This window comes from Rhizobium jaguaris, from assembly GCF_003627755.1.
GTDB classification, from domain to species: Bacteria; Pseudomonadota; Alphaproteobacteria; order Rhizobiales; family Rhizobiaceae; genus Rhizobium; species Rhizobium jaguaris.
Genome location: NZ_CP032694.1, coordinates 4,009,514 through 4,033,906 on the forward strand (window position 1 = coordinate 4,009,514; position 24,393 = coordinate 4,033,906).

General features: G+C 60.3%; 20 protein-coding genes. 10 read left to right on the plus strand and 10 right to left on the minus strand.

The features are described from left to right. Nucleotides 1-173: 173 nt before the first annotated feature. Together CCGE525_RS19545 and CCGE525_RS19550 are read left to right on the plus strand one after the other, a co-directional pair. Nucleotides 174-2,099 carry an autotransporter assembly complex protein TamA gene (locus CCGE525_RS19545; RefSeq protein ID WP_120705727.1) on the plus strand — a complete coding sequence of 642 codons (1,926 nt, stop codon included), beginning with the start codon at nucleotides 174-176 and terminating at the stop codon, nucleotides 2,097-2,099. A 62-nt stretch (nucleotides 2,100-2,161) separates the two neighbouring features. Beyond that, on the plus strand, nucleotides 2,162-6,346 hold the full coding sequence (locus tag CCGE525_RS19550) for a translocation/assembly module TamB domain-containing protein (protein WP_120705728.1): 4,185 nt from the start codon (nucleotides 2,162-2,164) through the stop codon (nucleotides 6,344-6,346). A gap of 228 nt (nucleotides 6,347-6,574) precedes the next feature. Here the strand turns inward: CCGE525_RS19550 and CCGE525_RS19555 are convergent, their stop codons facing one another. Then, a complete protein-coding gene (locus CCGE525_RS19555) occupies nucleotides 6,575-7,003 on the minus strand; it encodes an Lrp/AsnC family transcriptional regulator (protein WP_120705729.1) in 429 nt (142 codons plus the stop codon). 187 nt (nucleotides 7,004-7,190) lie between these two features. On the opposite strand from CCGE525_RS19555, the gene rocF reads away from it, so the two are divergent. The 3 genes from rocF to CCGE525_RS19570 all read left to right on the plus strand — a co-directional run bounded on the left by rocF (nucleotide 7,191) and on the right by CCGE525_RS19570 (nucleotide 10,060). Beyond that, on the plus strand, nucleotides 7,191-8,126 hold the full coding sequence (gene rocF, locus CCGE525_RS19560; protein ID WP_120706505.1) for an arginase: 936 nt from the start codon (nucleotides 7,191-7,193) through the stop codon (nucleotides 8,124-8,126). Nucleotides 8,127-8,144: 18 nt separating this feature from the next. Further along, nucleotides 8,145-9,347, plus strand: a complete 1,203-nt coding sequence (gene rocD, locus CCGE525_RS19565) for an ornithine--oxo-acid transaminase (protein WP_120705730.1) — start codon at nucleotides 8,145-8,147, stop codon at nucleotides 9,345-9,347. A gap of 236 nt (nucleotides 9,348-9,583) precedes the next feature. After that, entirely contained in the window at nucleotides 9,584-10,060 is a 477-nt protein-coding gene (locus tag CCGE525_RS19570; protein ID WP_120705731.1) for a chemotaxis protein CheW, read from the plus strand. Between the two features lie 108 nt (nucleotides 10,061-10,168). Here CCGE525_RS19570 and CCGE525_RS19575 read toward each other — a convergent pair whose 3' ends face one another. The 6 genes from CCGE525_RS19575 to CCGE525_RS19605 form a co-directional block, all read right to left on the minus strand. After that, a complete protein-coding gene (locus CCGE525_RS19575; protein ID WP_120705732.1) occupies nucleotides 10,169-10,426 on the minus strand; it encodes a formate dehydrogenase subunit delta in 258 nt (85 codons plus the stop codon). Then, on the minus strand, nucleotides 10,416-11,243 hold the full coding sequence (fdhD, locus tag CCGE525_RS19580) for a formate dehydrogenase accessory sulfurtransferase FdhD (protein ID WP_120705733.1): 828 nt from the start codon (nucleotides 11,241-11,243) through the stop codon (nucleotides 10,416-10,418). Before fdhD ends, CCGE525_RS19575 begins: the two co-directional genes overlap by 11 nt. Before the next feature lie 187 nt (nucleotides 11,244-11,430). After that, nucleotides 11,431-14,310, minus strand: coding sequence for a formate dehydrogenase subunit alpha (fdhF, locus tag CCGE525_RS19590; protein WP_120705735.1), 2,880 nt, complete (start codon nucleotides 14,308-14,310; stop codon nucleotides 11,431-11,433). Nucleotides 14,311-14,316: 6 nt separating this feature from the next. Continuing rightward, on the minus strand, nucleotides 14,317-15,873 hold the full coding sequence (locus tag CCGE525_RS19595) for a formate dehydrogenase beta subunit (RefSeq protein ID WP_120705736.1): 1,557 nt from the start codon (nucleotides 15,871-15,873) through the stop codon (nucleotides 14,317-14,319). Further along, nucleotides 15,870-16,349: a formate dehydrogenase subunit gamma gene (locus CCGE525_RS19600; RefSeq protein ID WP_120705737.1), complete on the minus strand. Its 480-nt coding sequence runs from the start codon at nucleotides 16,347-16,349 to the stop codon at nucleotides 15,870-15,872. The genes CCGE525_RS19595 and CCGE525_RS19600 overlap by 4 nt, the downstream gene beginning before the upstream one ends. 117 nt (nucleotides 16,350-16,466) lie before the next feature. Continuing rightward, complete coding sequence (locus tag CCGE525_RS19605) at nucleotides 16,467-17,363, minus strand: LysR family transcriptional regulator (RefSeq protein WP_120705738.1); 897 nt, start codon at nucleotides 17,361-17,363, stop codon at nucleotides 16,467-16,469. 290 nt (nucleotides 17,364-17,653) lie between these two features. On the opposite strand from CCGE525_RS19605, the gene CCGE525_RS19610 reads away from it, so the two are divergent. Both CCGE525_RS19610 and CCGE525_RS19615 read left to right on the plus strand, forming a co-directional pair. Next, the gene (locus tag CCGE525_RS19610; RefSeq protein WP_120705739.1) at nucleotides 17,654-18,091 is read left to right on the plus strand and encodes a plastocyanin/azurin family copper-binding protein; all 438 of its coding nucleotides are present in this window, start codon (nucleotides 17,654-17,656) and stop codon (nucleotides 18,089-18,091) included. A gap of 84 nt (nucleotides 18,092-18,175) precedes the next feature. Next, entirely contained in the window at nucleotides 18,176-18,475 is a 300-nt protein-coding gene (locus CCGE525_RS19615; protein WP_205587406.1) for a type 1 glutamine amidotransferase family protein, read from the plus strand. Between the two features lie 443 nt (nucleotides 18,476-18,918). Here the strand turns inward: CCGE525_RS19615 and CCGE525_RS19620 are convergent, their stop codons facing one another. The 3 genes from CCGE525_RS19620 to CCGE525_RS19630 all read right to left on the minus strand — a co-directional run bounded on the left by CCGE525_RS19620 (nucleotide 18,919) and on the right by CCGE525_RS19630 (nucleotide 20,697). Next, entirely contained in the window at nucleotides 18,919-19,233 is a 315-nt protein-coding gene (locus CCGE525_RS19620) for a hypothetical protein (RefSeq protein ID WP_120705740.1), read from the minus strand. A 251-nt stretch (nucleotides 19,234-19,484) separates the two neighbouring features. Further along, nucleotides 19,485-19,823, minus strand: coding sequence for an ArsR/SmtB family transcription factor (locus tag CCGE525_RS19625; protein WP_120705741.1), 339 nt, complete (start codon nucleotides 19,821-19,823; stop codon nucleotides 19,485-19,487). A gap of 103 nt (nucleotides 19,824-19,926) precedes the next feature. Next, nucleotides 19,927-20,697 (minus strand): SDR family NAD(P)-dependent oxidoreductase, encoded by a 771-nt coding sequence (locus tag CCGE525_RS19630; protein ID WP_120705742.1) that lies wholly within the window; start codon nucleotides 20,695-20,697, stop codon nucleotides 19,927-19,929. Between the two features lie 98 nt (nucleotides 20,698-20,795). Here CCGE525_RS19630 and CCGE525_RS19635 point away from each other — a divergent pair, with 98 nt between their 5' ends. From CCGE525_RS19635 to CCGE525_RS19645, 3 genes are all read left to right on the plus strand, one after another. After that, nucleotides 20,796-21,569 carry a DeoR/GlpR family DNA-binding transcription regulator gene (locus tag CCGE525_RS19635; RefSeq protein ID WP_120705743.1) on the plus strand — a complete coding sequence of 258 codons (774 nt, stop codon included), beginning with the start codon at nucleotides 20,796-20,798 and terminating at the stop codon, nucleotides 21,567-21,569. Between the two features lie 119 nt (nucleotides 21,570-21,688). After that, a complete protein-coding gene (gene glpD / locus CCGE525_RS19640) occupies nucleotides 21,689-23,200 on the plus strand; it encodes a glycerol-3-phosphate dehydrogenase (protein ID WP_120705744.1) in 1,512 nt (503 codons plus the stop codon). Between the two features lie 107 nt (nucleotides 23,201-23,307). Further along, nucleotides 23,308-24,279 carry a squalene cyclase gene (locus CCGE525_RS19645; RefSeq protein ID WP_120705745.1) on the plus strand — a complete coding sequence of 324 codons (972 nt, stop codon included), beginning with the start codon at nucleotides 23,308-23,310 and terminating at the stop codon, nucleotides 24,277-24,279. Nucleotides 24,280-24,393 lie beyond the last annotated feature (114 nt).

Consider the following 24,393-nt stretch of genomic DNA (forward strand, 5'->3'; position numbering starts at 1 on the left):
TAGCCCTAAGTCCCGGATGAAAATCCGGGATTTTTCGTTTCGGAAGCGGTCCCTTGTACGTTTTTTGACTCTAAAGTGGTACACGCGGGACGCTTTTGCCTCTATGGTGGCCGCGCGTTAACCCGGGGGAAACGCCAAACTGAGAAAATTCTTACATAACCGTAAAGCGGCGTATGCGTAAAAGAACGGGCCCGAGGAAGAGTATTGCGTATCGGCGAGCAGGCACCGTAGTGGCGGTTGCGGCAATGATTGCGCTCGGCCCGCTCTATGCTGGAAACGCACTTGCTTTCAAGCTGTTCGGCATGAGGCTCTGGGGCGAAGACGAGACGGTTAATGAGGTTTCTGACCCGGTTCATTACACCGTCGACTTCAAGACGGACAATCTCGATAAGGATCTCAAAGAGGCTCTGACCGAAAGCTCGATGCTGGTCTCCGACCAGAAGAAGCCCGTCTCCGGCGACCTCGGCGTCGTCATCAAGGCGCGCGACGATCGCGACCGGCTGATCGCCACCCTCTACGAAAAAGCGCGCTATGGTGGCGTGGTTACCATCACCGTTAACGGCACCAATATCGACGCGCTGCCGCCGAACCCCAGCTTCAGCCGTTCGCAGCCGGTGGCCGTGACCGTCTCGGTCGATCCCGGCCCGATCTTTACGCTTGGCAAGATCAGCCTGCTCGGCGATGCGAAAAGCCTCGACCCCGCACAATACGGGCTCGTGCCCGGCGGCGATGCCGGCTCGCTGACCATTCTCAAGGCCGGCGACAAGATCGTTGCCGACTTCAAGAATCAAGGCCATCCGCTTACAAAATTGACCAAGCGCGATGTCATCGCCGACCACGACACCCATCGGGTCGATGTGATGCTGAAGATCGACAGTGGCCCGATGGCGCCTATCGGCAATGTCGGCGTAACCGGCCAGAAGTCGGTCGATCCGGATTTCATCAAGCGCTATGCCCGCATCAACGAGGGCAAGCCCTATTCACCGGACGAACTGAAGAAAGCCTCCGACCGCCTTCGCAAGCTCGGTGTCTTTTCCAGCGTCACCATCCGCGAGGCCGACAAGCTGGCGCCGGACGGCAGCATCCCGATGACCATCGAAGTATCGGAGGGCAAGCAGCGCTTTTTCGGCTTCGGCGCACAATATTCCACCATCGACGGCTTTGGCTTGCAGGGCTATTGGGGCCATCGCAACTTGACGGGCAGGGCGGACTCGCTACGCATCGAAGGATCGGTCTCCCGCATCGGCGAAACGACCGATGTCGGCAAGCTCGACTATAGCGCCGGCATCACCTATGTCCGACCCGCGACCTTCTATCCCTCGGCAACCCTGACCGCCGGCCTGAAGATGCAAAGCCTGCATCCGGATGCCTACGATGCCGATACCATTACCGCGAGCGGCAGTCTTGCCTACGAGCTATCCGATCAGGATACCGTCTCCGGCGGCGGCGAAGTAAGCTATGAGAAAGACACCACCGACGCCTATGGCAAACAAACCTTTCTGACGCTGGCGATCCCGCTCGAATATGTCAGGGACACGCGCGACAACAAACTGGACCCGACCCAGGGCTACCGCGCCTCGATCGGCGCCACGCCTAGCTACGAAACTATGGGCGGCTCGGTGTTCAGTTCTTTCGAGGGTTCGATTTCTGGCTATCAGGGCATCGGCGCCAACAACAATGTCGTCTTCGCGGGCAAGCTTTCTCTGGGCTCGCTGATCGGCGCCAACAGCATCGCGGACATTCCAGCGACCCGGCGTTTCTATGCCGGCGGCGGCGGTTCGGTACGCGGCTACGCCTATCAGGAAATTACACCCTACGACGCCAGCGGCAACGCACTCGGTGGCCGCTCTTACGCCACCGCCTCTCTTGAAGCCCGCGTCAAGATCACCGATACGATCGGCATCGTGCCTTTCGTCGACATGGGCAGCGTCACCGGCAGCACTTTTCCTGACTTTTCCGATGTTCGCATTGGCGCGGGCGTCGGTGTGCGTTACGCTACGCCCTTCGGCCCAATCAGGCTCGACGTTGCCGTCCCACTCAACAAATATCCAAATGGCACGGCATACGGCATCTACGCCGGCATAGGCCAAGCCTTCTGACAAGCCGTACAGTCGGAGACGGTTCAGCACGCGGTTACAAAATTGAGGTTACTGTCGCTCTCATGAGCACGTTGATTCGAATTCTCGGCAGATTGGTGCGCCTCATCGCCTATGCGGTTGTGGCAATCCTCGCGCTTGCGATCGCCGCCGTGCTCATCGTCGGCTTCGTGCCCGCCGCGACCGATTATGCCGTCAATCAGGTGGCGAAACTCGTTTCGACGCCCGACCACACCATCACGATCACCGAGCCGTCGGGGCTCCTGACCGGCAACCTGCGGGTCGGCTCGATCGCGATTGCCGATACCAAGGGCACCTGCGCGAAGGTTCGGGATATCGCCATCGACTGGTCGCCGATCTCACTGCTGACGGGCACTTTCCGTGCCGATCGTGTTGCCGCCAGCGCCGTGGATTTTCAACGCTTGCCCGTCACGACCGCCAACGCCGCGCCCCAAGCAACGACGACTGAGAGCAAAGGCTTCTCGCTGCCCATCGCGGTCGATATCGGCGCCATCGCCTTGCCGAATCTGCGTATCGGGCAAGCCGTGGCCGGCCAGGATTTCGCGCTTGCCGCCAACGGCAGTGTCAAGGCCAACAGCAGCAGCATCGACCTTATCCTCGATGCCAATCGCCGGGACGTCCCTGACGCCAAGCTTTCCACCAATATTGCTTTCGCACCCGCGGAAAACCGGCTGAACCTGAAAGCCGAAATCGCCGAACCGCGAGACGGCATGCTCGCCGGCATGCTGCATCTGCCGGGCGGCCCAGCGATCAATATCAACCTTTCCGGCGAAGGCCCCTTGTCGAACTGGGCCGGCAAGCTACAAGCCGCGCTCGACGGCAAGCCGACGGTGTCGATCGAGGGCCATCACGCCATTTCCGCGGACGGGCTGCACCATATCGACGTCAAAGGCGGAGGCGACGTCGACTCGCTGTTGCCGCCGACCTTTCGCCCCCTCTTCACCGGCCAGACGACGATAGACCTTGCCGCCACCTTCGACGGCAAGGGCAAGATCGACATCCAGACCGGCAATCTCGCCACCGGCAGCGTCGTCATCGCCGCTTCCGGCACGCTTGATCCCTCAGGCAATAACAGCCTCAACGCCAACCTGCTCGGCACATCCGGTCCTGTCGATTTCCGCTGGCCGATGGAAAGCGGCGAAGTGCGGGCGATGATTTCGCGTGTCGATGTTGCGCTGACGGGCGCCGCGCAGTCCGTGAAGATCGATGCCAAGGCCTCGCTCGACAGCGCCAGCATGCCGCAAGGCCAGATCAGCCAGGTGAACCTCAGCGCCAAGAGCGACGCCTTCAACCTGACCAGTGGGTCCGGCCCGCTGCAGCTTCGCCTCGTCATCGGCCAGACCGCCTTCACCAGCCCCGATCTCAACCGCCTGATCCGTGCGCCGATCGCGCTGACTGCGCCTCTGCAGCTCTCGCCCGACACGATCGGCTTCAACAACACGACGCTGGAGAGCGCCAGCATCGGCGGCACCATCAACGGCAAATATACGCTGTCATCGAAGGCGCTGACCGGCAACTTCAAGATCTTCGCGCTGCCGGCCGTGCTGCCGGACGGCGTATCGGATAAATTCGAGGGGACGATCTCGCTGGAAGGTCAGGTTGCCGGTACCGTGCCGACGAAGATGAACCTCTCCAACCTGGCTCTGAAATCCAATGTTGGCGAGATCAGCGGCAATGCGGCACTCGATGGCCAGACGTTGACATCGAACATCACCGGCAGACTGCTCGATCTTTCCAAGCTTGTCCCGAATGCAGAGGGACAGGCGGATATCGGTCTGAAGACCAAGGGGCAGCTGAGCGCGCTCGGCATCGAAGCGACGGTGAAGGCTGTCAACGTCAAGCTCGCCGGCCGCCTGCTGGACACGCTCGATGTGGCGCTCACCGGAACGGCCGATCCGAATGCGCCCCAGGCAAGCATACAGGCAAACGGCGCAATCGAAGGCAAACCGATCAGCATTAACGCCAACGCCGCGTCTCAGAACGGCCGCACGAGCATCCCCGCCCTTGCCGTCGAAGTCGGCCCCAACAAGCTGCAGGGCAAGCTGGATTTATCACCGAGTTTCGAACCGTCAGGCGCGTTGAATTTCGATCTTCCCGACCTCAGCCTGCTCGCCGCCCTGGCCGGGCAGAAAGCTGAGGGTGATCTCAAGGGCTCGGTCGATCTCTCCAGCGCTAACAGCAAGATCGGCCTGAAGGTAGATGCCAACGGCAGCGGCATCCGCCGTGACGATCTTTCGATCAACAAGCCTTCCATCGCGCTGACGGTCGACGATCTCAAGGCCTTTTCCGCCAATGGCAGCATCCGCGCCGATGCCATCGCCTCGGGCGCCAACCGCATTGCCAATCTCGCGCTGACCTTCACGCAGCAGGGCAGCCGCACGGTTTTCGATCTCAAGTCCAACTATGACAACGCTCCGCTGACCGCCAGCGGCAATGTCGAGACCGGAGGTGGCCAGACGGTCGTCAGCCTCGACAATTTCGCCGGCGCACCGCGCACCATCCCGGTCAAACTGGCCTCGCCGACCAAAATCACCATCAAGGACGGCACGGCATCGCTGAACGGCCTAACTATTCAGACCGGCGGCGGTTCGGTGACGGTCAACGGCACGGCTGGGCAAGCGCTAAACATCACCGCCGAGATCGCCAACCTGCCCACCAGCCTCGCCAATGTCTTCGCACCGACGCTTGCCGCCGAAGGCACGATCTCCGGTAAGGTGACGGTGACCGGTAAGCCGGCCGCACCCGTTGTCGGCTTTCAGGCCAATTGGTCAGGGGCGGCGACCAGCCAGACGAAATCGGCCGGCCTCGGCCCGCTCGGCATCAAGGCAAATGGCCAGTTCGCCAACAATATCGTCACCATCGACACCAACTTGACCGGCCAGAATGGCTTGGCGCTCAATGGCGGCGGCACGGTTGCCGTTGCCGGCAACAAGGCCTTGGCGATGAAGTTCTCCGGCACTCTGCCTTTCGATGCGATGGCCGGACAACTCGCTGCCCAGGGGCTGAGCATGACAGGCGCAGCGAGGATCGACCTGCAGATCGCTGGTACGACCACGGCACCCGTCATCACAGGCTCGGTCTCCACCGACGGCGCGAAGCTCGTCGATGTCCGTCGCAACCTCACTCTCAACGGCCTTGCCGTCACCGTCACCCTCGACGGCAGGCAGGCGGTGATCTCGCGGCTCAACGGCAATCTCGCCAGCGGCGGCAGCGTATCTGCAAGCGGCACGGTCGGCATCGCTCCGAACAGCGGCTTTCCCGCCGATATCCAGTTGAGATTCAACAACGCCACCTATGTCGACGGCACGCTGGTGACCGCAACCATCAACGGCACGCTCAGCATCAGGGGACCGCTTCTGACCGCCCCGGTGCTCACGGGCAATCTGACGCTCGCGAAGGCGTCCATTACCGTGCCGGAAAAGCTGCCGGCCTCGCTCTCCGAGATCAACATCAGACACAGGAATGCGCCGGCCGCCGTCAGCGCCCAGTTCAAGGGCCGGCAGCCGCAAGGCCCGCGCAATAAGTCCACTACCCTCGGCATCGATCTGCAACTCGATGCACCTTCGCAGATCTTCGTTCGTGGCCGCGGCATCGATGCAGAACTCGGCGGCAGCATCACTGTCCGAGGCACCGCGGCCGATCCTATCGTCTCCGGCGGTTTCACCATGAGGCGCGGGCGCTTGACTATCCTCAGCCGCCGCCTGGATTTCACCAATACCAGCAAGATCACCTTCGGTGGCGACCTGACGCCTGCCCTCGACATGGAAGCCACGTCGAGCGTGAACTCCACTACCATTACCGTCGATGTCACCGGTTTGGCCACCGACCCGAAGATCAGTTTCTCCTCTTCCCCTGCCCTGCCGCAGGACGAGGTGCTGGCACAACTGATCTTCGGACAATCGATGTCGAAGCTCTCTGCCCTGCAGATCGCTCAGCTCGCCGATGCCGTAAGCCAGCTCGCCGGCGGCCGCTCCACCTCGTTGTTCGAAGGCCTGCGCAGCCATCTCGGCGTCGACGATCTCGACATCACGACGGACGCAAAGGGCCAGGCGCAAGTGGGCGCCGGAAAATATCTGAACAAGCGCACCTACATCGAGCTGCAGCAGGGTGCTTCCAACAACACCAAGGCGATCATCAATTTCGACGTCGGGCGCGGCGTCAAGCTGCGGGGAGCGGCCGGTTCGGACGGCGCGGGCGAAGCCGGCATCGTCTATGAGCATGAGTATTGACGAGATCACGCGACTTTCTACGCAAGCCAATACGCGGCTACCTCACCCTTCGAGGCCTTGCCGCTTCGCCGACGCTCAAGCATCAAAGCACCTCAGAGTGAGGTGGAGAGAGTTTTAGAACGCGTAAGAGATCAGCCCTCACCTGAGGTGCGGAAGCCTCTAGAGCTTGTCGAATGGGGCTGGAGCGTCGAAGGGCAAGCGCGGGTGGTGTCTCGCTGGAAGGGATGATCAAAATCCCATCTTGCTCGTCTTCAGCAAGATATTAGATTCAGTCGTGTTGATGCCATTGATCAGCCGGATACGACGCAGCGTTTCGTCAAAGGATGCGAGGTCGCGATCTTCCAGTTCAGCGATGAAATCCCATTTGCCGTTGGTGCTGTGCAGCGCCCTCACCTGAGGCAGGCCGCGAAGCTGTTCGGCAACCTTGTCCGCCATCTTGCCGAGCACCTCGATCATAACGATGGCGCGCACGCCGGCAGAACGGGCTTCATGGCCGGTTCTGATGGTGAAGGCGGTGATGGTGCCGTTGTCGACCAGCCGTTCGATGCGCGCGGTAACAGTGGCGCGCGAGGCGCCGGTTGCCGCCGCCAGCGATGAGACGGAAGTGCGGGCATTGTGGCGCAGCGCGCTCAGGAGGTCGCGATCGAGATCGTCCATGGACTTATCATTCTGCTAAATGGCACTATTCAATCTGTAAAAGACTAGTCAATTTTCGACAATTTTCCATCTTTTTGCTGTCATCTCCCCAGATGATAATTGAGATCGACAGCCGATTTGTATCTTGAGCCTTTCCGAAAAACATTTCGCATTTTTCAGGGGTTATACACCGATGGGAGCGCCGCCGATGAACGTAGAATCCACATCCATTACGCTGATTGGCGTACCGCTTGAGGAAGGCTCCGGCCGCCGTGGTGCCGGCATGGGCCCGACGGCCCTGCGTATCGCCGGCATCGAGACGATGCTGACCGAGCTCGACCACCGCGTCACCGACAGCGGCGACCTGCATCCGGCTCCCGCCGCCGATTTGCCGGATCATCCGAAGGCGCATAATTTGAAGATCGTCGGCGCCTTCACCCGTGCTCTGGAAGCCAAAGTCTACGAAGTCGCCTCATCCGGCAGCTTCCCGCTGATCCTCGGCGGCGATCACAGCCTCTCCATGGGCAGCGTCTCCGGCATGGCACGCTATGCGGCTGAGGTCGGCCGGCCGCTGTTCGTGCTATGGCTGGACGCGCATTCGGACTTCAATTCCCCGGCCACATCGCCCTCAGGCAATATTCACGGCATGCCCGTCGCCTTCTTCTGCGGCGAAGCCGAGATTGCCGATATCCTGCCAGCCAACCGGCCGCTGGTCGATCCGACGAAGGTTTTCCAGGTCGGCATACGCTCCGTCGATCCGCACGAACGCCGGGAAATCCAGGAGCACGGCGTCAATGTCTTCGACATGCGCTCCCTCGATGAACAGGGTGTGGCGGCCATCATGCGCCGGGTGCTCGACACGATCAGCGCCGCCAACGGCCTGCTGCATGTCAGCTTCGATGTCGATTTCCTCGATCCGGATATAGCGCCGGGTGTCGGAACGACCGTACCGGGCGGCGCGACCTTCCGGGAGGCCCATCTCATCATGGAAATGCTGTCCGACAGCGGCCTCGTCTCGTCGCTCGATCTGGTCGAGCTCAATCCGTTCCTCGATGACCGCGGCAAGAGCGCCCGCGTCCTGGTGGAGATGGCGGCGAGCCTGTTCGGGCGGCGCATTTTCGATCGTCCGACAAGGGCAGCATAGTTCTGGGGGGAAATTATCATGAGCGAACCAAGCGATCTCATTGCGACCGAGCAGCGCCTCGGCGCCCACAATTACAAGCCGCTCGACGTCGTGCTGACACGCGGCGAAGGCGTCTATGTCTGGGACACCGACGGCAAGCGCTACCTCGATTGCCTGTCGGCCTATTCGGCTGTCAACCAGGGCCATTGCCACCCGAAGATTCGCGAAGCGATGATCGAGCAGGCCGGCAAGCTGACGCTGACCTCACGCGCCTTCCGCAACGACCAGCTCGCCTACCTCTATGAGGAGCTGGCGGCACTGACCGGTTCGCACAAGATCCTGCCAATGAACTCCGGCGCCGAAGCCGTCGAGACGGCGATCAAAGCCGTGCGCAAATGGGGCTATGAGGTGAAGGGCGTCCCCGAAAACCAGGCGGAGATCATCGTCTGCTCTAATAATTTCCACGGCCGGACGCTCAGCATCATCAGCTTCTCCACCGATCCGGATGCCCGTACCGGCTTCGGTCCTTATACGCCGGGTTTCCGCATCATCCCCTTCGGCGATGCCGACGCTTTTGCCGCCGCAATCAACGGAAATACAGTCGCCGCGCTGATCGAGCCGATCCAGGGCGAGGCCGGCGTCATCATTCCCGCGCCCGGCTATTTCACCCGTGTGCGCGAGCTATGCACGGGCAATAACGTCGCCCTCATCCTCGATGAGATTCAGACCGGCCTCGGCCGCACTGGCAAGCTGCTCGCCGAAGAGCACGAGGGCATCGAGGCCGACGTGACGCTGATCGGCAAGGCGCTGTCCGGTGGCTTCTATCCGGTCTCCGCCGTGCTCTCCAATTCTGAAGTGCTCGGCGTCCTGAAGCCCGGCCAGCACGGCTCCACCTTCGGCGGCAATCCGCTTGCTTGCGCCGTCGCTCGCGCCGCACTGCGCGTCCTGACCGACGAAGGCATGATCGAGAACGCTGCCGTCATGGGCGATTATTTCCTCGAAGGCCTGCGCTCGATCCGCTCGAATATCGTCAAGGAGGTTCGCGGCCGTGGCCTGATGATGGCGGTGGAGCTGGTGCCGGAGGCAGGCGGCGCGCGGCAATATTGCTACCAGCTCAAGGATCTCGGCCTGCTCGCCAAGGACACGCACGACCACACGATCCGCCTCGCCCCGCCGCTGGTCATCACCCATAATCAGGTCGATTGGGCGCTGGAACAGATCGACAAGGTTCTGGCCAAATAAGCCGGAACCTTGGAAGTGGCCAAAGCAATTTCAGGAAAAGTGCTCAGCGGTTTTCCGTCCGAAATTGCGAAAAAACAAAAGGACAGAGCGGTTCTGAGATTCCGCCAAAAGCTGAACCGCTCTGAAGCGTATCGTGGCGAAATCTCTTTCCGGGGTTTAGGTTTGAGCAACATTCTTGCGCTATCGTCATCATAGCGCGCCAGTTTTGGCGCCATGCTCCAATGGGAAGAATGTTCATGGCCACGATCAATTCCACCAGCTTCAGCGGCGACACTTTGGAGATCATTGCCTTCCGGCTTCATGATCAGGAGTTCTGCGTTAAGACCACCACGATCCGCGAAATCCGCGGCTGGGCGCCGTCGACGCCGATCCCGCATGCGCCGGCCGATGTCATCGGCGTCATGAACCTGCGCGGCTCAGTCATCCCAATCATCGATCTCGCCTACAAGCTTGGCATGAAGAGCACGGTCGCCAATGAACGCAGCGCCATCGTCGTCGCCGAAGTTCATAATATGGTCATCGGCATGCTGGTCGACCGCGTCTCCGACATCCTGACGATTTCCTCGAGCCAAGTCCAGCCAGTCCCCGAAGTCACCGCTTCCTTCGATCGCGCCTATTGCGAAGGCATCATTGCCACCGAAAGCGGCATGATCTGCTTCCTGAACCTCGCCAAGATGTTCAAGGAAAACGAAGCGGAAGAACTCGCCGCTTAAGCGCCTGTTTTTCAATCCACTCTCCATGAATAAAACCGCCCGGTTTTCCCGGGCGGTTTTATTCATGCAAGCAGCATGCCATGAACGGCGCCGTAATTTAAGACCGGATCAGTCTTGCTTGACTGGCTCCGGCCTATGGATCAAGGACGCTGCCTCCAGCACCAGCGGATTCAACCCGCTGTCTCCATGATCGATCAGCTCGAAAAGCTGCCGCCGCATACGCGGTTCCCAGAATTTGTTGATATGCGTCGCAACGCCCGGCACCGCTTCATTGGCCGGCTGCGTCTTGAAGAAGGTGGCGATCTGGTTCGCCATGTAGACGAGCTTGGTCGCGGTCTTGCCATGAGGTGTGTCGTCAGGCGACATCGGCGATGCTCCCCGGAATAATACGCTGCGGATGGGTGAAAATCTCGAAATCGTCGCCGCGCACCAGCGCTACCAGCGTCATGCCCGCCTCCTCGGCCGTGCGGATGGCGAGTGCTGTCGGCGCGGAAATGGCGACGAGGACGGAGCTGCCCAATATCGCCGCCTTCTGCACCATCTCGACCGACAACCGGCTGGTGACTGCTACAAAGCCCTCTCCACCTTTGTGACCGGAGCGGATGACGGCGCCGCAGAGCTTGTCCAGCGCATTGTGCCGCCCGACATCCTCGCGCACGGCAAGCAGACCTTTGCTTGGAATATAAAGGCCCGCGCCATGTACGGCCCGCGTCTCGCGGTTCAATAGCTGTGCATCGGTCAGCAGCGCCACGGCTTTGATGATATCCTCATGCGCAACCGTCAGCGAAACGCCCGAAACATCGGGCACCTTGCGCACCGCCTGCTCGATCGATTCGATGCCGCAGAGGCCGCAGCCAACCGGCCCGGCCATATGCCGCCGCCGGACACGCAGCGCATCGGCGGCGTCATCGATCAAGGCAATCTGTACGTCGATCCCCCGCTCGTCCTCGACGGGCTCAACCGCCACGATCTGGTCGATATCGGTGATGATGCCCTCGGTCAGGCTGAAGCCGATGGCGAAATCCTCGATATCGGCAGGCGTTCCCATCATCACCGCATGCGAAGTGCCGCCATAGGAAAAAGCGATCGGTACTTCCTCGGGGACGATGCGTGATCCGGAGCGGACAATGCCGTTGCGACGGGCGGTTTCGGAGACGGTCACAGTGGGTTTGAAGTGGGTCATATGGCAACCCTTCCTTCTCCCCGACGGGGAGAAGGTGGCGCGAAGCGTCGGATGAGGGGGGCGAGGAGCGGTAGCTCCGAGCGGCCTGAGCGCAAGCGAAGGACAGTTCCTCCCGCGCGGAGAGCCCCCCTCATCCGCCCTACGGGCACCTTCTCCCCGAGGGGAGAAGGGATCAACCCATCCGCCATCACTCCGCAGCCTCCATCTTCCCCGCAATCCGGCGAGACTGCCGTGCCTGTTCGTCATAGTCGATCTGCCATTGCGACGGCCCATTGGAGGGCGAGACCTGCACGGCCGTTACCTTGTATTCCGGGCAGTTGGTCGCCCAGTCGGAATAGTCAGTGGTGATGACATTCGCTTGCGTGTCGGGATGGTGGAAGGTCGTGTAGACGACACCAGGGGCAACGCGGTCGGTAATCAATGCCCTAAGCGTCGTATCGCCGGAGCGGCTGGCGAGCTTGATCCAATCGCCATCGCGGATGCCGCGCTGCTCGGCATCGTGCGGATGGATCTCCAACCGGTCTTCGGCATGCCAGACGACATTGTCCGTGCGGCGTGTCTGTGCACCGACATTGTACTGGCTGAGAATACGCCCGGTGGTGAGCAGCAGCGGAAAGCGCGGCCCGGTGCGTTCATCGGTCGCGACATATTCAGTGCGGATGAATTTACCCTTGCCGCGCACGAAACCATCGACGTGCATGATTGGCGAGCCAAGCGGCGTCTTCTCATTGCAAGGCCACTGCACCGAGCCCATCTTTTCCAGATAGTCGTAGGAGACGAGGGCGAAGGTCGGCGTCGTCGCGGCAATCTCGTCCATGATCTCGGACGGATGCGTGTAGTTCCAGGCAAGCCCCATGGCTTGCGCCATCTTCTGCGTTACTTCCCAATCGGCATAGCCATTGCGAGGACTCATGACCTTGCGGACGCGGTTGATGCGTCGCTCGGCATTGGTGAAGGTGCCGTCCTTCTCCAGGAAGGTCGAGCCGGGCAGGAAGACATGCGCATAATTGGCGGTCTCGTTCAGGAAGAGATCGTGGACGACGACGCATTCCATCGCGGCAAGGCCGGCTGCGACATGTTTGGTATCTGGATCGGATTGCAGGATATCCTCGCCCTGGATGTAGAGGCCCTTGAACGTGCCCTCGACGGCGGCATCGAGCATATTCGGGATGCGCAGGCCTGGCTCCTTGTCGAGCTTAACACCCCAAAGCTTCTCGAAGATATCGCGCGTCGCATCGTCGGAGATGTGGCGATAGCCTGTCAGTTCGTGCGGGAAGGAGCCCATGTCACAGGAACCCTGCACGTTGTTCTGGCCGCGCAGCGGATTCACGCCGACGCCCGGACGGCCGATATTGCCTGTCGCCATGGCAAGATTGGCGATCGCCATGACCGTCGTCGAGCCCTGGCTGTGCTCGGTGACACCGAGGCCATAATAGATCGCGCCATTGCCGCCCTTGGCATAGAGACGGGCAGCGCCGCGCACGAGATCGGCGGGCACGCCGGTGTATTTTTCCGTTTCCTCAGGGCTGTGCTGCGGCTCGGCGACGAACGCGGCCCAATCTTCGAATTCGGACCAGTCGCAGCGCTCACGGATGAACTTTTCGTCGAACAGACCTTCGGTGACGATGACATGAGCCAGCGCCGTCAGCATGGCGACGTTGGTGCCCGGCTGCAGCGGCAAATGATAGCTCGCCTCCACATGCGGCGTGCGCACCAGATCGATGCGGCGGGGGTCTATGACGATCAGCTTCGCGCCCTGGCGCAACCGCTTCTTCAGACGCGAGGCAAAGACCGGATGGCCGTCTGTCGGGTTTGCGCCGATGACGACGACGACATCCGAATGCTCGACGCTGTCGAAATTCTGCGTGCCGGCCGAGGTGCCGAACGCCTGGCCAAGGCCATAGCCGGTCGGCGAATGGCAGACGCGGGCGCAGGTATCGACATTGTTGTTGCCGAAGCCGGCGCGCACCAGCTTCTGCACCAGGAACGTCTCTTCATTGGTGCAGCGCGAAGAAGTGATACCGCCTACGGAATCCCGACCATATTGATATTGGAGGCGCTTGAATTCGGTGGCGATATGCGCAAACGCCTCATCCCAGGTAACCTCCCGCCAGGGATCGCTGATCTTCTCGCGGACCATCGGATTGAGGATGCGGTCCTTATGGTTCGAATAGCCATAGGCGAAGCGGCCCTTGACGCAGGAATGGCCGCGATTGGCCTGGCCATCTTTCCACGGCACCATGCGCACTAGTTCCTCGCCGCGCATTTCTGCCTTGAAGGAGCAGCCGACACCGCAATAGGCGCAGGTGGTGACGACCGAATGCTCCGGCTGGCCGATCGATATCACCGATTTTTCGGTCAGCGTCGCCGTCGGGCAGGCCTGCACGCAGGCGCCACAGGAGACGCATTCCGAATTAATGAATTGCTCGTGCATGCCCGCGGAGACGCGCGAGCCGAAGCCGCGGCCCTCGATGGTCAGCGCAAAGGTGCCCTGCACCTCCTCACAGGCATTCACGCAACGAGAGCAGACGATGCATTTGGACGGATCATAGGTGAAATAGGGATTGGACTCGTCCTTCGGCATCCATTTCAGATTGATCTCGCCATTGTTGCGCGCCGTAACGTGATTGTCGCCGTCATAGCCGTAGCGGACGTCGCGCAGACCAACGGCGCCCGCCATGTCCTGCAATTCGCAATCGCCATTGGCGGCGCAGGTCAGGCAGTCGAGCGGATGGTCGGAGATATAGAGCTCCATCACGCCGCGCCGGATATCCTTCAACCGCCCAGTCTGTGTGTGCACCACCATGCCCGGCGCCACCGGCGTCGTGCAGGAAGCCGGCGTGCCCGCCCTTCCCTCGATCTCGACCAGACAGAGGCGGCAAGAGCCGAAGGCATCGATCATGTCGGTAGCGCAAAGCTTCGGCACCATGATCCCCGCTTCTCTCGAAGCGCGCATGACCGAAGTGCCTTCCGGCACGGTGATCTGCTGCCCGTCGATGGTCAGGGTCACCATGCTTTCGGAGCGGGAGGCGGGCGTGCCGTAGTCGATTTCGGAAACAAGGGACATCTGGTCTTACTCCGCCGCTTCAATCAAGGGAGCCGGAGAAAAGTCCTCCGGGAAATGGGTCATCGCGCTCATGACGGGATAGGGCGTGAACCCGCCGAGTGCGCAGAGCGAGCCGAATTTCATCGTGTTGCAGAGATCGGCAAGCAGCACCCGGTTCTTTTCCGGCTCGATGCCACGCGCGATCTTGTCTGCCGTCTCGACGCCGCGGATCGAACCGATGCGGCAGGGCGTGCACTTGCCGCAGCTTTCCACCGCACAGAATTCCATGGCAAAACGCGCCTGCTTCAACATGTCGGCGGTGTCATCGAAGACGACGATGCCGGCATGGCCGATCAGCCCATCCTTGGCCGCAAAGGCCTCATAATCGAAGGGCGTGTCGAAGAGCTTGCGTGGGAAATAAGCTCCCAACGGCCCGCCGACCTGCACCGCCTTCACCGGCCTGCCAGTCCTCGTGCCGCCACCAATCCTGTCGACGATATCTCCGAGCGACAGGCCGAAGGCCGTTTCATAGAGGCCGCCATATTTGACGTTGCCCGCGATCTGGAGGGGAATGGTGCCGCGCGAACGGCCCATGCCGAAATCGCGGTAGAAGGCAGCCCCCTTGTCCATGATGACGGGGACGGAGGCGAGCGAGATGACGTTGTTGATGACGGTCGGACAGTCGAACAGGCCCTTGTGCGCCGGCAACGGCGGCTTGGCGCGCACGACGCCGCGCTTGCCTTCCAGGCTGTTGAGCAGCGATGTTTCTTCGCCGCAGACATAGGCGCCGGCGCCGCTGCGGATCTCCATATCGAAAGCCTTGCCGGAGCCGAGAACGGAAGATCCGAGAATGCCGGCGGCTCTGGCAATCTCGACCGCTTCCGTCATCACGGCAATCGCATGCGGATATTCCGAGCGCGTATAGACGAAGCCCTTGGTGGCGCCAGTCGCCAGACCGGCAATCGCCATGCCTTCGATCAAGACGAAGGGATCGCCTTCCATGATCATGCGGTCGGCAAAGGTGCCGCTGTCGCCTTCATCGGCATTGCAGACGATGTATTTGCGGTCGCCCGGCGCGTCGAGCACCGTCTTCCATTTGATACCGGTCGGAAAGCCCGCACCGCCGCGACCGCGCAGGCCGGAGTCGGTAACCTCTTTCACGACGTCTGCCGCAGCCATACCAATGGCGCGGCGCAGCCCCTTGAGGCCGCCATGAGCTTCGTAGTCTTCGAGTGAAAGCGGATCGATGATGCCACAGCGAGCGAAGGTAAGGCGGGTCTGTTCCTTGAGGAATGGGAGGTTTTCAATCTCCCCAAGACAGAGCGCATGATCGCCGCCGGTGATCAGCCCGGCACCGAAGATATCAGCCACATCATTGGCCTTCACCGGCCCGTAACCGATACGCTTGCCTTCGACTTCGACCTCGACCAACGGCTCCAGCCAGAACATGCCGCGCGAGCCGTTGCGCACGATCCGCGCATCGAGGCCGCGGTTGGCGATCTCCTGCGCGACGGCCTTCGCCACTTTCTCGGCACCGAGGGAAAGAGCGGCCGCATCGCGTGGAATGTAAATCTTCACCGTCATCGGCGCGCCTCCATCACGAGCTCTTCGGCTGCCTCATTGTCCAGACGGCCATAGAGTTCGCCGTCCAGCATCGCAGCCGGCGAGCAGGCGCAGAGGCCGAGGCAATAGACCGGCTCCAGCGTCACGCTGCCATCCGGTGTCGTCTGGTGGAAATCAATGCCGAGCAGCCGCTTGATGCGCTCCGCCAGCTGGTCGCCGCCCATCGACTGACAGGATTCGGCACGACAGAGCTTAAGGACATGGCGGCCGGCGGGATGATCGCGGTAATCATGGTAGAAGGTCATGACGCCGTGAACCTCCGCGCGCGACAGGTTCAGGGCTTTGGCGATCAGTGGCAGCGTATCCTGCGGCACATAACCGAATTCCGCCTGGATCCCATGTAGGATCGGCAGGAGCGGGCCTTCCATCGACTTCATGCTGTCGATGATGACGCCGGCGCGGGCCACGATCTCGCCCGAGCCAAGATGCAAACTCATAAGCAGCCTCCCAAGCTTCTCCTCTGCGAACACGCCTCAATGCATGTTCACTCAGCAAAAATCGCAGGGAAGAACCGAGGGATCAATAATGCAGTCCCGTCACCCGATAGAAAATTTCTATCGATCTTTATCGCTTTCCGCGAGTAATCGCGCCTCATGCAACAAAGCCGATACTAATGGCGTAAAAGGTTCGCGGTGAGTGGCCACCAGGCCGACGAGATGTACGGCATCCGGCTCGGTGATCGGGATCTTGTGAATATCGGCGGGAAAGCCGAAGGAATCGGCAACATTTTTCGGCATGATGCTCGCCCAGCGCCCAGTCAAGACATGGGAGAACAGCACGATCATCGAGTTGGATTCCAGCGTCGGCCGGGCCGTTGCGCCGGCTTCGGAGAGATGCCGGTTGATGATCCGGCGGTTCTGCATGTCGGCAGTCAATAGACAAAGCCGAAGATTACCGACTTCCTTCCAGGTCACGCTTGTGCGCTCGGCCAGCGGACTGCCGGCCGCCGTAATCAAATGATAGCGCTCGGCGTAAAGCGGCACGCTGGTGACGCGGCCCAGCGGTTCGTTTTCCAGATAGGTGATACCGGCATCGATCTCGAGATTTTCAAGCAGACTCAGCACCTGCAGCGAATTGCGCGAAGTGATGGAGAAGGTGACGTCGGGATGCCGCTCCTGAAACGGCGCGGTGATCTTCGGCACCATGGCGAGCGCCGTCGGAATGGCGGCAATCCGAATATGGCCGGCAAGCCCCTTGCGCGCCGCCCGCATTTCTTCGCGCATGGTCCTGGTATCGCCGACGATGCGCCGCGCCCATTCCAGCACGCGCTGGCCCTCCGGCGTCAGCCCCTGAAAGCGCGAGCCGCGGCTGACGAGCATGACGCCGAGCTGATCCTCCAACTGCCTGATCGCCGCCGACAACGTCGGCTGCGTCACCCCGCATTCTTCGGCGGCACGGCCGAAATGCTTCTGGTTGGCAAGCGCGATAAAGAATTCCAGCTTGTCGATCATTCAACTCTCCCAAAAGAGACAGTTAAATGGGCGGGGGCATCAGCGCAACATTCGAGTTTCCTGTTCCTCTGACTGTATCCGCAGAAGATGGCGAGGCTGGTGGCGATCGACGGTGATGGTGAGCCGAAAGGGCTTGGTGGTCGAGGGTGATTGCACGCCGATGGATAAAATCACCACGGGATGAAGTTGCAGATCAGAATGTTGACGCAAATCAATTTGTGTCTTCTTGGGTCGGATATACTTGTTGTTGCTTTGGCGCTTAATGCGCAGAGCGGGAAAGGGGGTATATCATGATCAGATCATCTCAGATTGCGCCCGTTGTTATTGCGTTCTTCCTCAACCTTGCGATTCCGGTCCACGCCTCTGGCTTGACCGTCATTAAGGCGGAGCTATGGAACAAACCAGACGGTTCGCAAGGTGTCACACTAAGCACTGATCACGTCAAACCAGGCAAAGTTCAGTTCCAGGTAAAGAACGTGTCCACCGACGAAGATCACGAACTTCTGCTCGTCAAGACAGACCTTGCCCCAGCGGATTTTCCAACGGATGCAAGCGGCGCCCGCGTCGACGAGGACAAGTTCAAGGGTCTCAAAGAACTTGGCGATGTGCATCCGGGCAAGTCGCGTAATACCACCTTGACCCTCAAACCCGGTAAATACGTGCTGTTCTGCAACGAACAGGGGCACTTCAATGCGGGAATGTACATCGCGTTCACAGTCGAACCTTAGATGCATCGTTGCCTGCAATGACACGGCATCAGCCGACCGTAGCGACGACGGCTAGGACATAGAGTTCCGGTGTGAGCTTCATGGTTGGAGGCAGTGATCGTTCCGGCGCTGAGTACCGGCACGCCGGAGCAGTTGATTCCGGCTCTAGGACGGCTGGATATGGAGCTGGTCAAAGCGCAGTTGTTGAAATGGCATGCGGAAGGCGCGCAGATCGTCGCGTCCTGCATCGGGACGTTCTTTCTGGCGGAAGCCGGACTTCTCGATTATCGCGAGACGACGACGACTTGGTGGCTCGCACCGCTCTGTCCGCTTGGTACCTCAGAAAGACTCAGTGACCCACTTCGCCGCCAACAGATGGATGCTCGACGAAAACGCGAGGGATAAACGGTATTGCATTCTCTTCGACAGAGACTGCATTTCTTGCGTGGGCCGTTTTTTCCAGAAGCTTCGCAAATTCGCTCAACGATACCCGATCGGCACGGAGCATCTGCCGGATCATCGGATCGCGCAAAACTTCCGACATGGTCATTTCCCTGTGATACACGAGCTTATCCTCCTTCTTATCTTATGCCAGGAGTATTAGCGCCATTGCATAACACTGTCGTGTCAAGCAATTGACGATACGATGATGAATTGAAGGCTAAATCGAGGCTTCAGAAAATTCCGGACCTCCATTAGACCGAAAAGGCCCGGATGGGAGTATCCGAGCCTTTCCAGCGATCCTAGAACTGGATTTTTGAAGCAACGGGATTGCCATCCCGAGCATTCTGCCAGCATAGACGCGACTTCAGCTGTCCACGCAAAGGGCGTGTATTCGGTCAGTCGCCTTAGTGGTTTTTATTCGGCCCTTTTCCAGTGGCGAAGACGCAGGTCTTCACCTTGCAGTTCGGGTCATCTTTGGTCGGAACGCTGACACCTGCCATCGCCCCTTGCCCGATGCATGCCACCGAATTCGTGACATACCGATCGTACATCATCATATCGGGATGGATGTGCGAGGGATGTCGCAACACAATTGAGCCCTCTTGGGCCAACTTGTCATGAACGGATGAACAGGTAAGCGATTGGGAGTCGTACCTGGGCATCGCCACGGCGCTTGTGGAAAACAATCCAATTGCCGCGAGTAAAATGATCTTCTTCATGGGGGTTTCCTTTATTCAACCCTCCGACATCGCTGTCGGAGGAACCCCATCCTTAATCCCTCTGTGACATCGCGTTTGTGACAAAAAGCTAACTTACTGTCCACGTTTATTGAAATGACTGTTCGCATTTCAGAATAAACGGAAAGTCAGCCGACGGCCGCGGATGACGGATTCGCCGGCCTGGAACGAGCCTGCGGCAAAACGCATGTCCCGTTTATGACGGACATCTTGACCGACATGACCGATAAGGATCAGCAATTGGCCTTGCAGAAGACTTCCTGCAACGAATTGACCACGGAACAGATTTCGGAACTGGCGACGGCATAATAGACGAGCCGACCCTCACGGCGCGTATCGACCAGCTTTTCCAGCCGCAACCGCGCCAGGTGCTGCGAAACCACCGCCTGCTGCAAACCGAGCAGCTCCTCGATCTCGGTCACGGTCTTTTCGCGCTTGGCCAGCATGAAGAGAATGATCAGACGCGTCTCGTGCGACAGAGCCTTCAACAGGATGCTAGCCCTTTGAGCCTTCGCACTCAGTTCCTCAACATTATGCTCGGCAGCACCGCCAAGCGGTGAAGACAACGACATATGATAGCCTCTGGCGATAAACTCACATAGAGATATGCCTATAATATTATGGGTCCAGAAGCTGGTTCAAAAAGTCGCGGAGCACCAAAAAAGGTCCGATTTATCAGCAGATAAGCTGCCCGCCATTGATCTCGATCACCTGGCCGGTGATGTAGCCGGAAAGCGTGGGCGCGGCGAGGAAGAGATAGGCGGGTGCGCAGTCTTCCGGTGCGCCCAGACGTTGCAGCGGGATGGAACGGCGAGTCTGTTCAAGCTTTTCCTTCGACGAATAGCGCTCGTGGAAATCGGTGGCGATGGTTCCCGGCGATACGCAATTCACCCGGATACCGTCCGGCGCCAGCTCGCGCGCCAAAGCCTTCGAATAGGTGGCGACAAAGGCTTTCGAGGCGGAATAGATCGCCGATCCCGGACTGCCGCCGGTCAGAGCCGAAATCGAAACCGTGTTGACGATCGCCGCCTGACCCGCCGCCCGTAGCATCGGCAACAGCGCCCTCGTCACCTCGACGACGGAAGTCTGGTTGAGCTGGACGATCCGGTCATACCACTCGTCGGTCAATTCGCCGGCCGGAAAGCGGCCGACCATCGTGCCGGCATTGTTGACCAGCACATCGATGCGGTCGAACACGTCGGCAGCGGCGAGAGCAAAGTCCCTCGTGCCGCTCTCGCTCGTGAAATCAGCTGGAACGAGAAAGGCGCGGCGATCGAGTTCCGCCTCCATTAGAAAATCGGGCAGCTCACGCCCGGGGTCGCGGCCGACATGGACGAGAACGCGCGCGCTGCAGTCAAGGAACTGCCGCGCCACCTCCAGCCCGATGCCACGGCTGGCGCCGGTGACCACGACATTGCGATTTTCGAATAGCTTCGGATGAAACACGCTGACCTCCCCAAATCGCAGAATTCGCGCACCGGCAATTGCGGAATTTTCACTTTATCATATGATGACAGAAAAACGAAAGAAAGGGAGCGTCGACAATGTTCCTATCCGGACGCCAGACCGAGATTCTGGAAATCGCCAAGGCTGAAGGGCGCGTGCTGGTGGAGGAACTGGCGCTTCGCTTTTCGGTCACGCCACAGACCATCCGCAAGGACCTGAACGACCTCTGCGACGGCCGCGTTCTATCGCGCGTGCACGGCGGCGCGATCTTTCCGGGCGGTACGGAAAACGTCAAATACGAAGCGCGCCGCTCCATCGCCGCCCCCGAAAAGCAGGCTATCGGCCGTGCCGCCGCCGGCTTGATCCCCAACAATACCTCCCTTTTCATCAATATCGGCACGACGACCGAAGCGGTCGGCGAGGCCCTTCTCGGCCACCACGAATTGATGGTCATCACCAATAATATCAACGTTGCCAACAAGCTACGTATCTTTCCGTCGATCGAGGTCGTCATCGCCGGCGGTGTCGTGCGCGGCTCGGATGGTGGCATCGTCGGAGAGGCGGCGGTCGACTTCATCAAGCAATTCAAAGTGGACTACGCCATCATCGGCACCTCGGCCGTCGATGCCGACGGCGCGCTTTTGGATTTCGATTTCCGCGAAGTGAAAGTGGCACAGGCGATCATTGCCAACGCCCGCCATGTCATCCTGGTGGCCGACAGCACCAAGTTCGAACGCACCGCCCCAGTGCGCATCGGCCATCTCTCGCAAGTCCACACCTTCGTTACCGACGAATGTCGCGTCGAGTCCGTTCGCGCCACTGCGGCGGAGCATGGCGTTCGTTTGGTGGAAACCTCGCGCCGGCAGAATTGATCATCTCATTGCTTTCGTCACGAAACGTTCGTTTGACATTCGTATTGATTTCACTTTAGATGAATTAATTTTCGAATTTTCCATTTCCCAAAATGGCAATCCTTTCCAGAGAGGCGTGCGTGAGCGAGCAGATCTACGATATCTTCGTTATCGGCGGCGGCATCAATGGCTGCGGCATCGCTCGTGACGCTGCCGGGCGCGGTTACAAAGTTGCGCTTGCGGAAATGAATGATTTTGCATCCGGCACGTCTTCCGGCGCCACCAAGCTCATCCATGGCGGCCTGCGCTACCTCGAACATTACGAATTCCGCCTTGTGCGAGAGTCGCTGATGGAGCGCGAAGTGCTCTGGGCGATGGCGCCGCACATCATCTGGCCGTTGCGTTTCGTCCTGCCCTATCACAAGGGCGGCATCCGCCCGGCCTGGCTCATACGTCTGGGCCTCTTCCTCTATGATCACCTCGGCGGCCGCAAGCTGCTGCCGCCGACGGCGGTGCTGAACATGAAAACCGACCCAGCGGGAAAACCGTTGAAGGCGCTGTTCACCAAAGCCTTCGAATATTCCGACGGCTGGGTGGACGATGCGCGCATGGTCGTGCTCAACGCCAGGGACGCTGCCGATCGCGGCGCGACCATCATGCCGCGGACCAAGGTAATTTCCGCCCGTCGCGAGCGCGCCGCCTGGACAATTGAAACCCAGGACACCATTACTGGCGAAAAACGCGCGTTCCAGTCGCGCATGCTGGTCAACGCTGCCGGCCCCTGGGTTGACCATGTTCTGTCCGACGCCTTCGGCAAGAACCAGGTGCACAATGTCCGCCTGGTGCAGGGCAGCCACATTATCGTCCGCAAGAAGTTCGACGACCCACGGGCCTATTTCTTCCAGAATCCGGATAACCGCATCATCTTCGCCATCCCCTACGAACAGGATTTCACCCTGATCGGCACGACGGACCGCGACTACAAGGATGATCCGAAGGATGTGAAGATCTCCGAGGATGAGACCACCTATCTTTGCAATGCCGCCAGCGAATATTTCAAAGAGCCGGTTCGGCGCGAGGATATCGTCTGGACCTACTCGGCCGTACGTCCGCTCTATGATGACGGCGCCTCCAAGGCGCAGGAAGCGACGCGCGATTATGTGCTGAAGGTCGAAGGGGCTGAGGGGCAGGCACCGTTGCTCAACGTCTTCGGCGGCAAACTCACTACCTATCGTCGCTTAAGCGAACATGCGCTGGAAAAGATCGGGGAGGCCATCGGCCTCAAGGGCATGCCCTGGACAGCCAAGAGTTCCCTTCCAGGCGGCGATTTTCCGGTCCGGGGCTATGAGGCGGAGGTCGCCAAGCTGAAGGGGCGCTATCCTTTCCTCGCCGATCCGCATGCGCGCAGGCTCGTGCGCCGTTATGGCACCCGCGCCGCCATGATCCTTGGAGAAGCGAAGATGGCGGCCGATCTCGGCCGCAGTTTCGGCAGCGATCTCTACGAAGCGGAAGTCCGCTATCTCATGGCACATGAATGGGCCTACACCGCCGCCGACGTCCTCTGGCGCCGTTCGAAAAAGGGTCTCTATCTCTCCAAGGACGAAGCCGCCGCACTTGATGACTATATGGCTGGCACGCGCGTTCATGCCTGAGCAGGTGGGCGCGGTCCAGCCGGCTTCCTCGCAAGCGCGGCTGGCGCGGACCAACGGAAGTCATTAAAAGAGACCATCGCCCCCGATTTGCTGATAGGTTCGCCCGCATGACTGGCTCCGGCGCGGTAATCGACTGGCTTCTCAACTCTGACCCATCGATCCGATGGCAGGTGATGCGCGACCTGCTCGACGCCCCGGAAGCAGAGTGGATGGCGGAGCGGGCCAAAGTGGAGACCGAGGGCTGGGGAGCCAGGCTTCTTTCTTATCAGGACGCAGACGGGCAATGGGCAGGCGGCGCCTTCTTGCCACGCAACTTCGACTCTCGGGAGTGGCATGAACATGGTCAGCCGTGGACAGCCACGAGCTTCTCGTTGTCGCAGCTTCGGGAGTTTGGTCTCGATCCATCATCGGAGCGGGCAAAACGAACTGTCCAATTGATCGGTGCAAACTCGCGGTGGGATGAAGGCGGCCAGCCTTACTGGGACGGCGAAGTCGAAGAATGCATCAATGGCCGGACCGTTGCCGACGGTGCCTATTTCGGGATCGATGTCTCATCCATCGTCGACAGGCTCGTGGGCGAACGTCTCGAAGACGGCGGCTGGAATTGTGAGAGGATCAACGGCTCGGCTCGCTCGTCCTTCGCCAGCACCGTCAATGTGCTGGAAGGGCTCCTGGAATACGAGAAGGCGACCGGGGGCACCCCTGAATCCCGAGAGGCCCGCAGATCGGGCGAAGAATATCTCTTGGAACGCAACCTCTTCCGCCGTCTCGGCACCGGCGAGCCCGCAGACGAGCGCTTTCTGCGCTTCGTGCACCCCAACCGTTGGCGCTACGACATCCTGCGTGCGCTCGACTATTTTCGCTTGGCAGCGATACGGACTAGCGCCGCTCCGGATTCGCGACTCGGCGAGGCAATCGACCATGTTCGTTCCAGACGCCTGGAAAGCGGCAGATGGCCGCTCGACTGGAGCCCGACAGGGCGAGTTTGGTTCGAGGTCGACGACGGGCGGGGCAAGCCCTCACGCTGGGTCACCCTCCGGGCGATGCGGGTGCTCAGATGGTGGGAGCTTTGGCACTGAACCGGGCTAGGAGGACCGACGCGGCCCGCGGGCGCTCTTCCTTGACGAGCGCGTCGAGACGCGCGGCGATCCCCTCACCCGCCATGGCGGAAAGCAGCATAGGGCAGCCGCGAC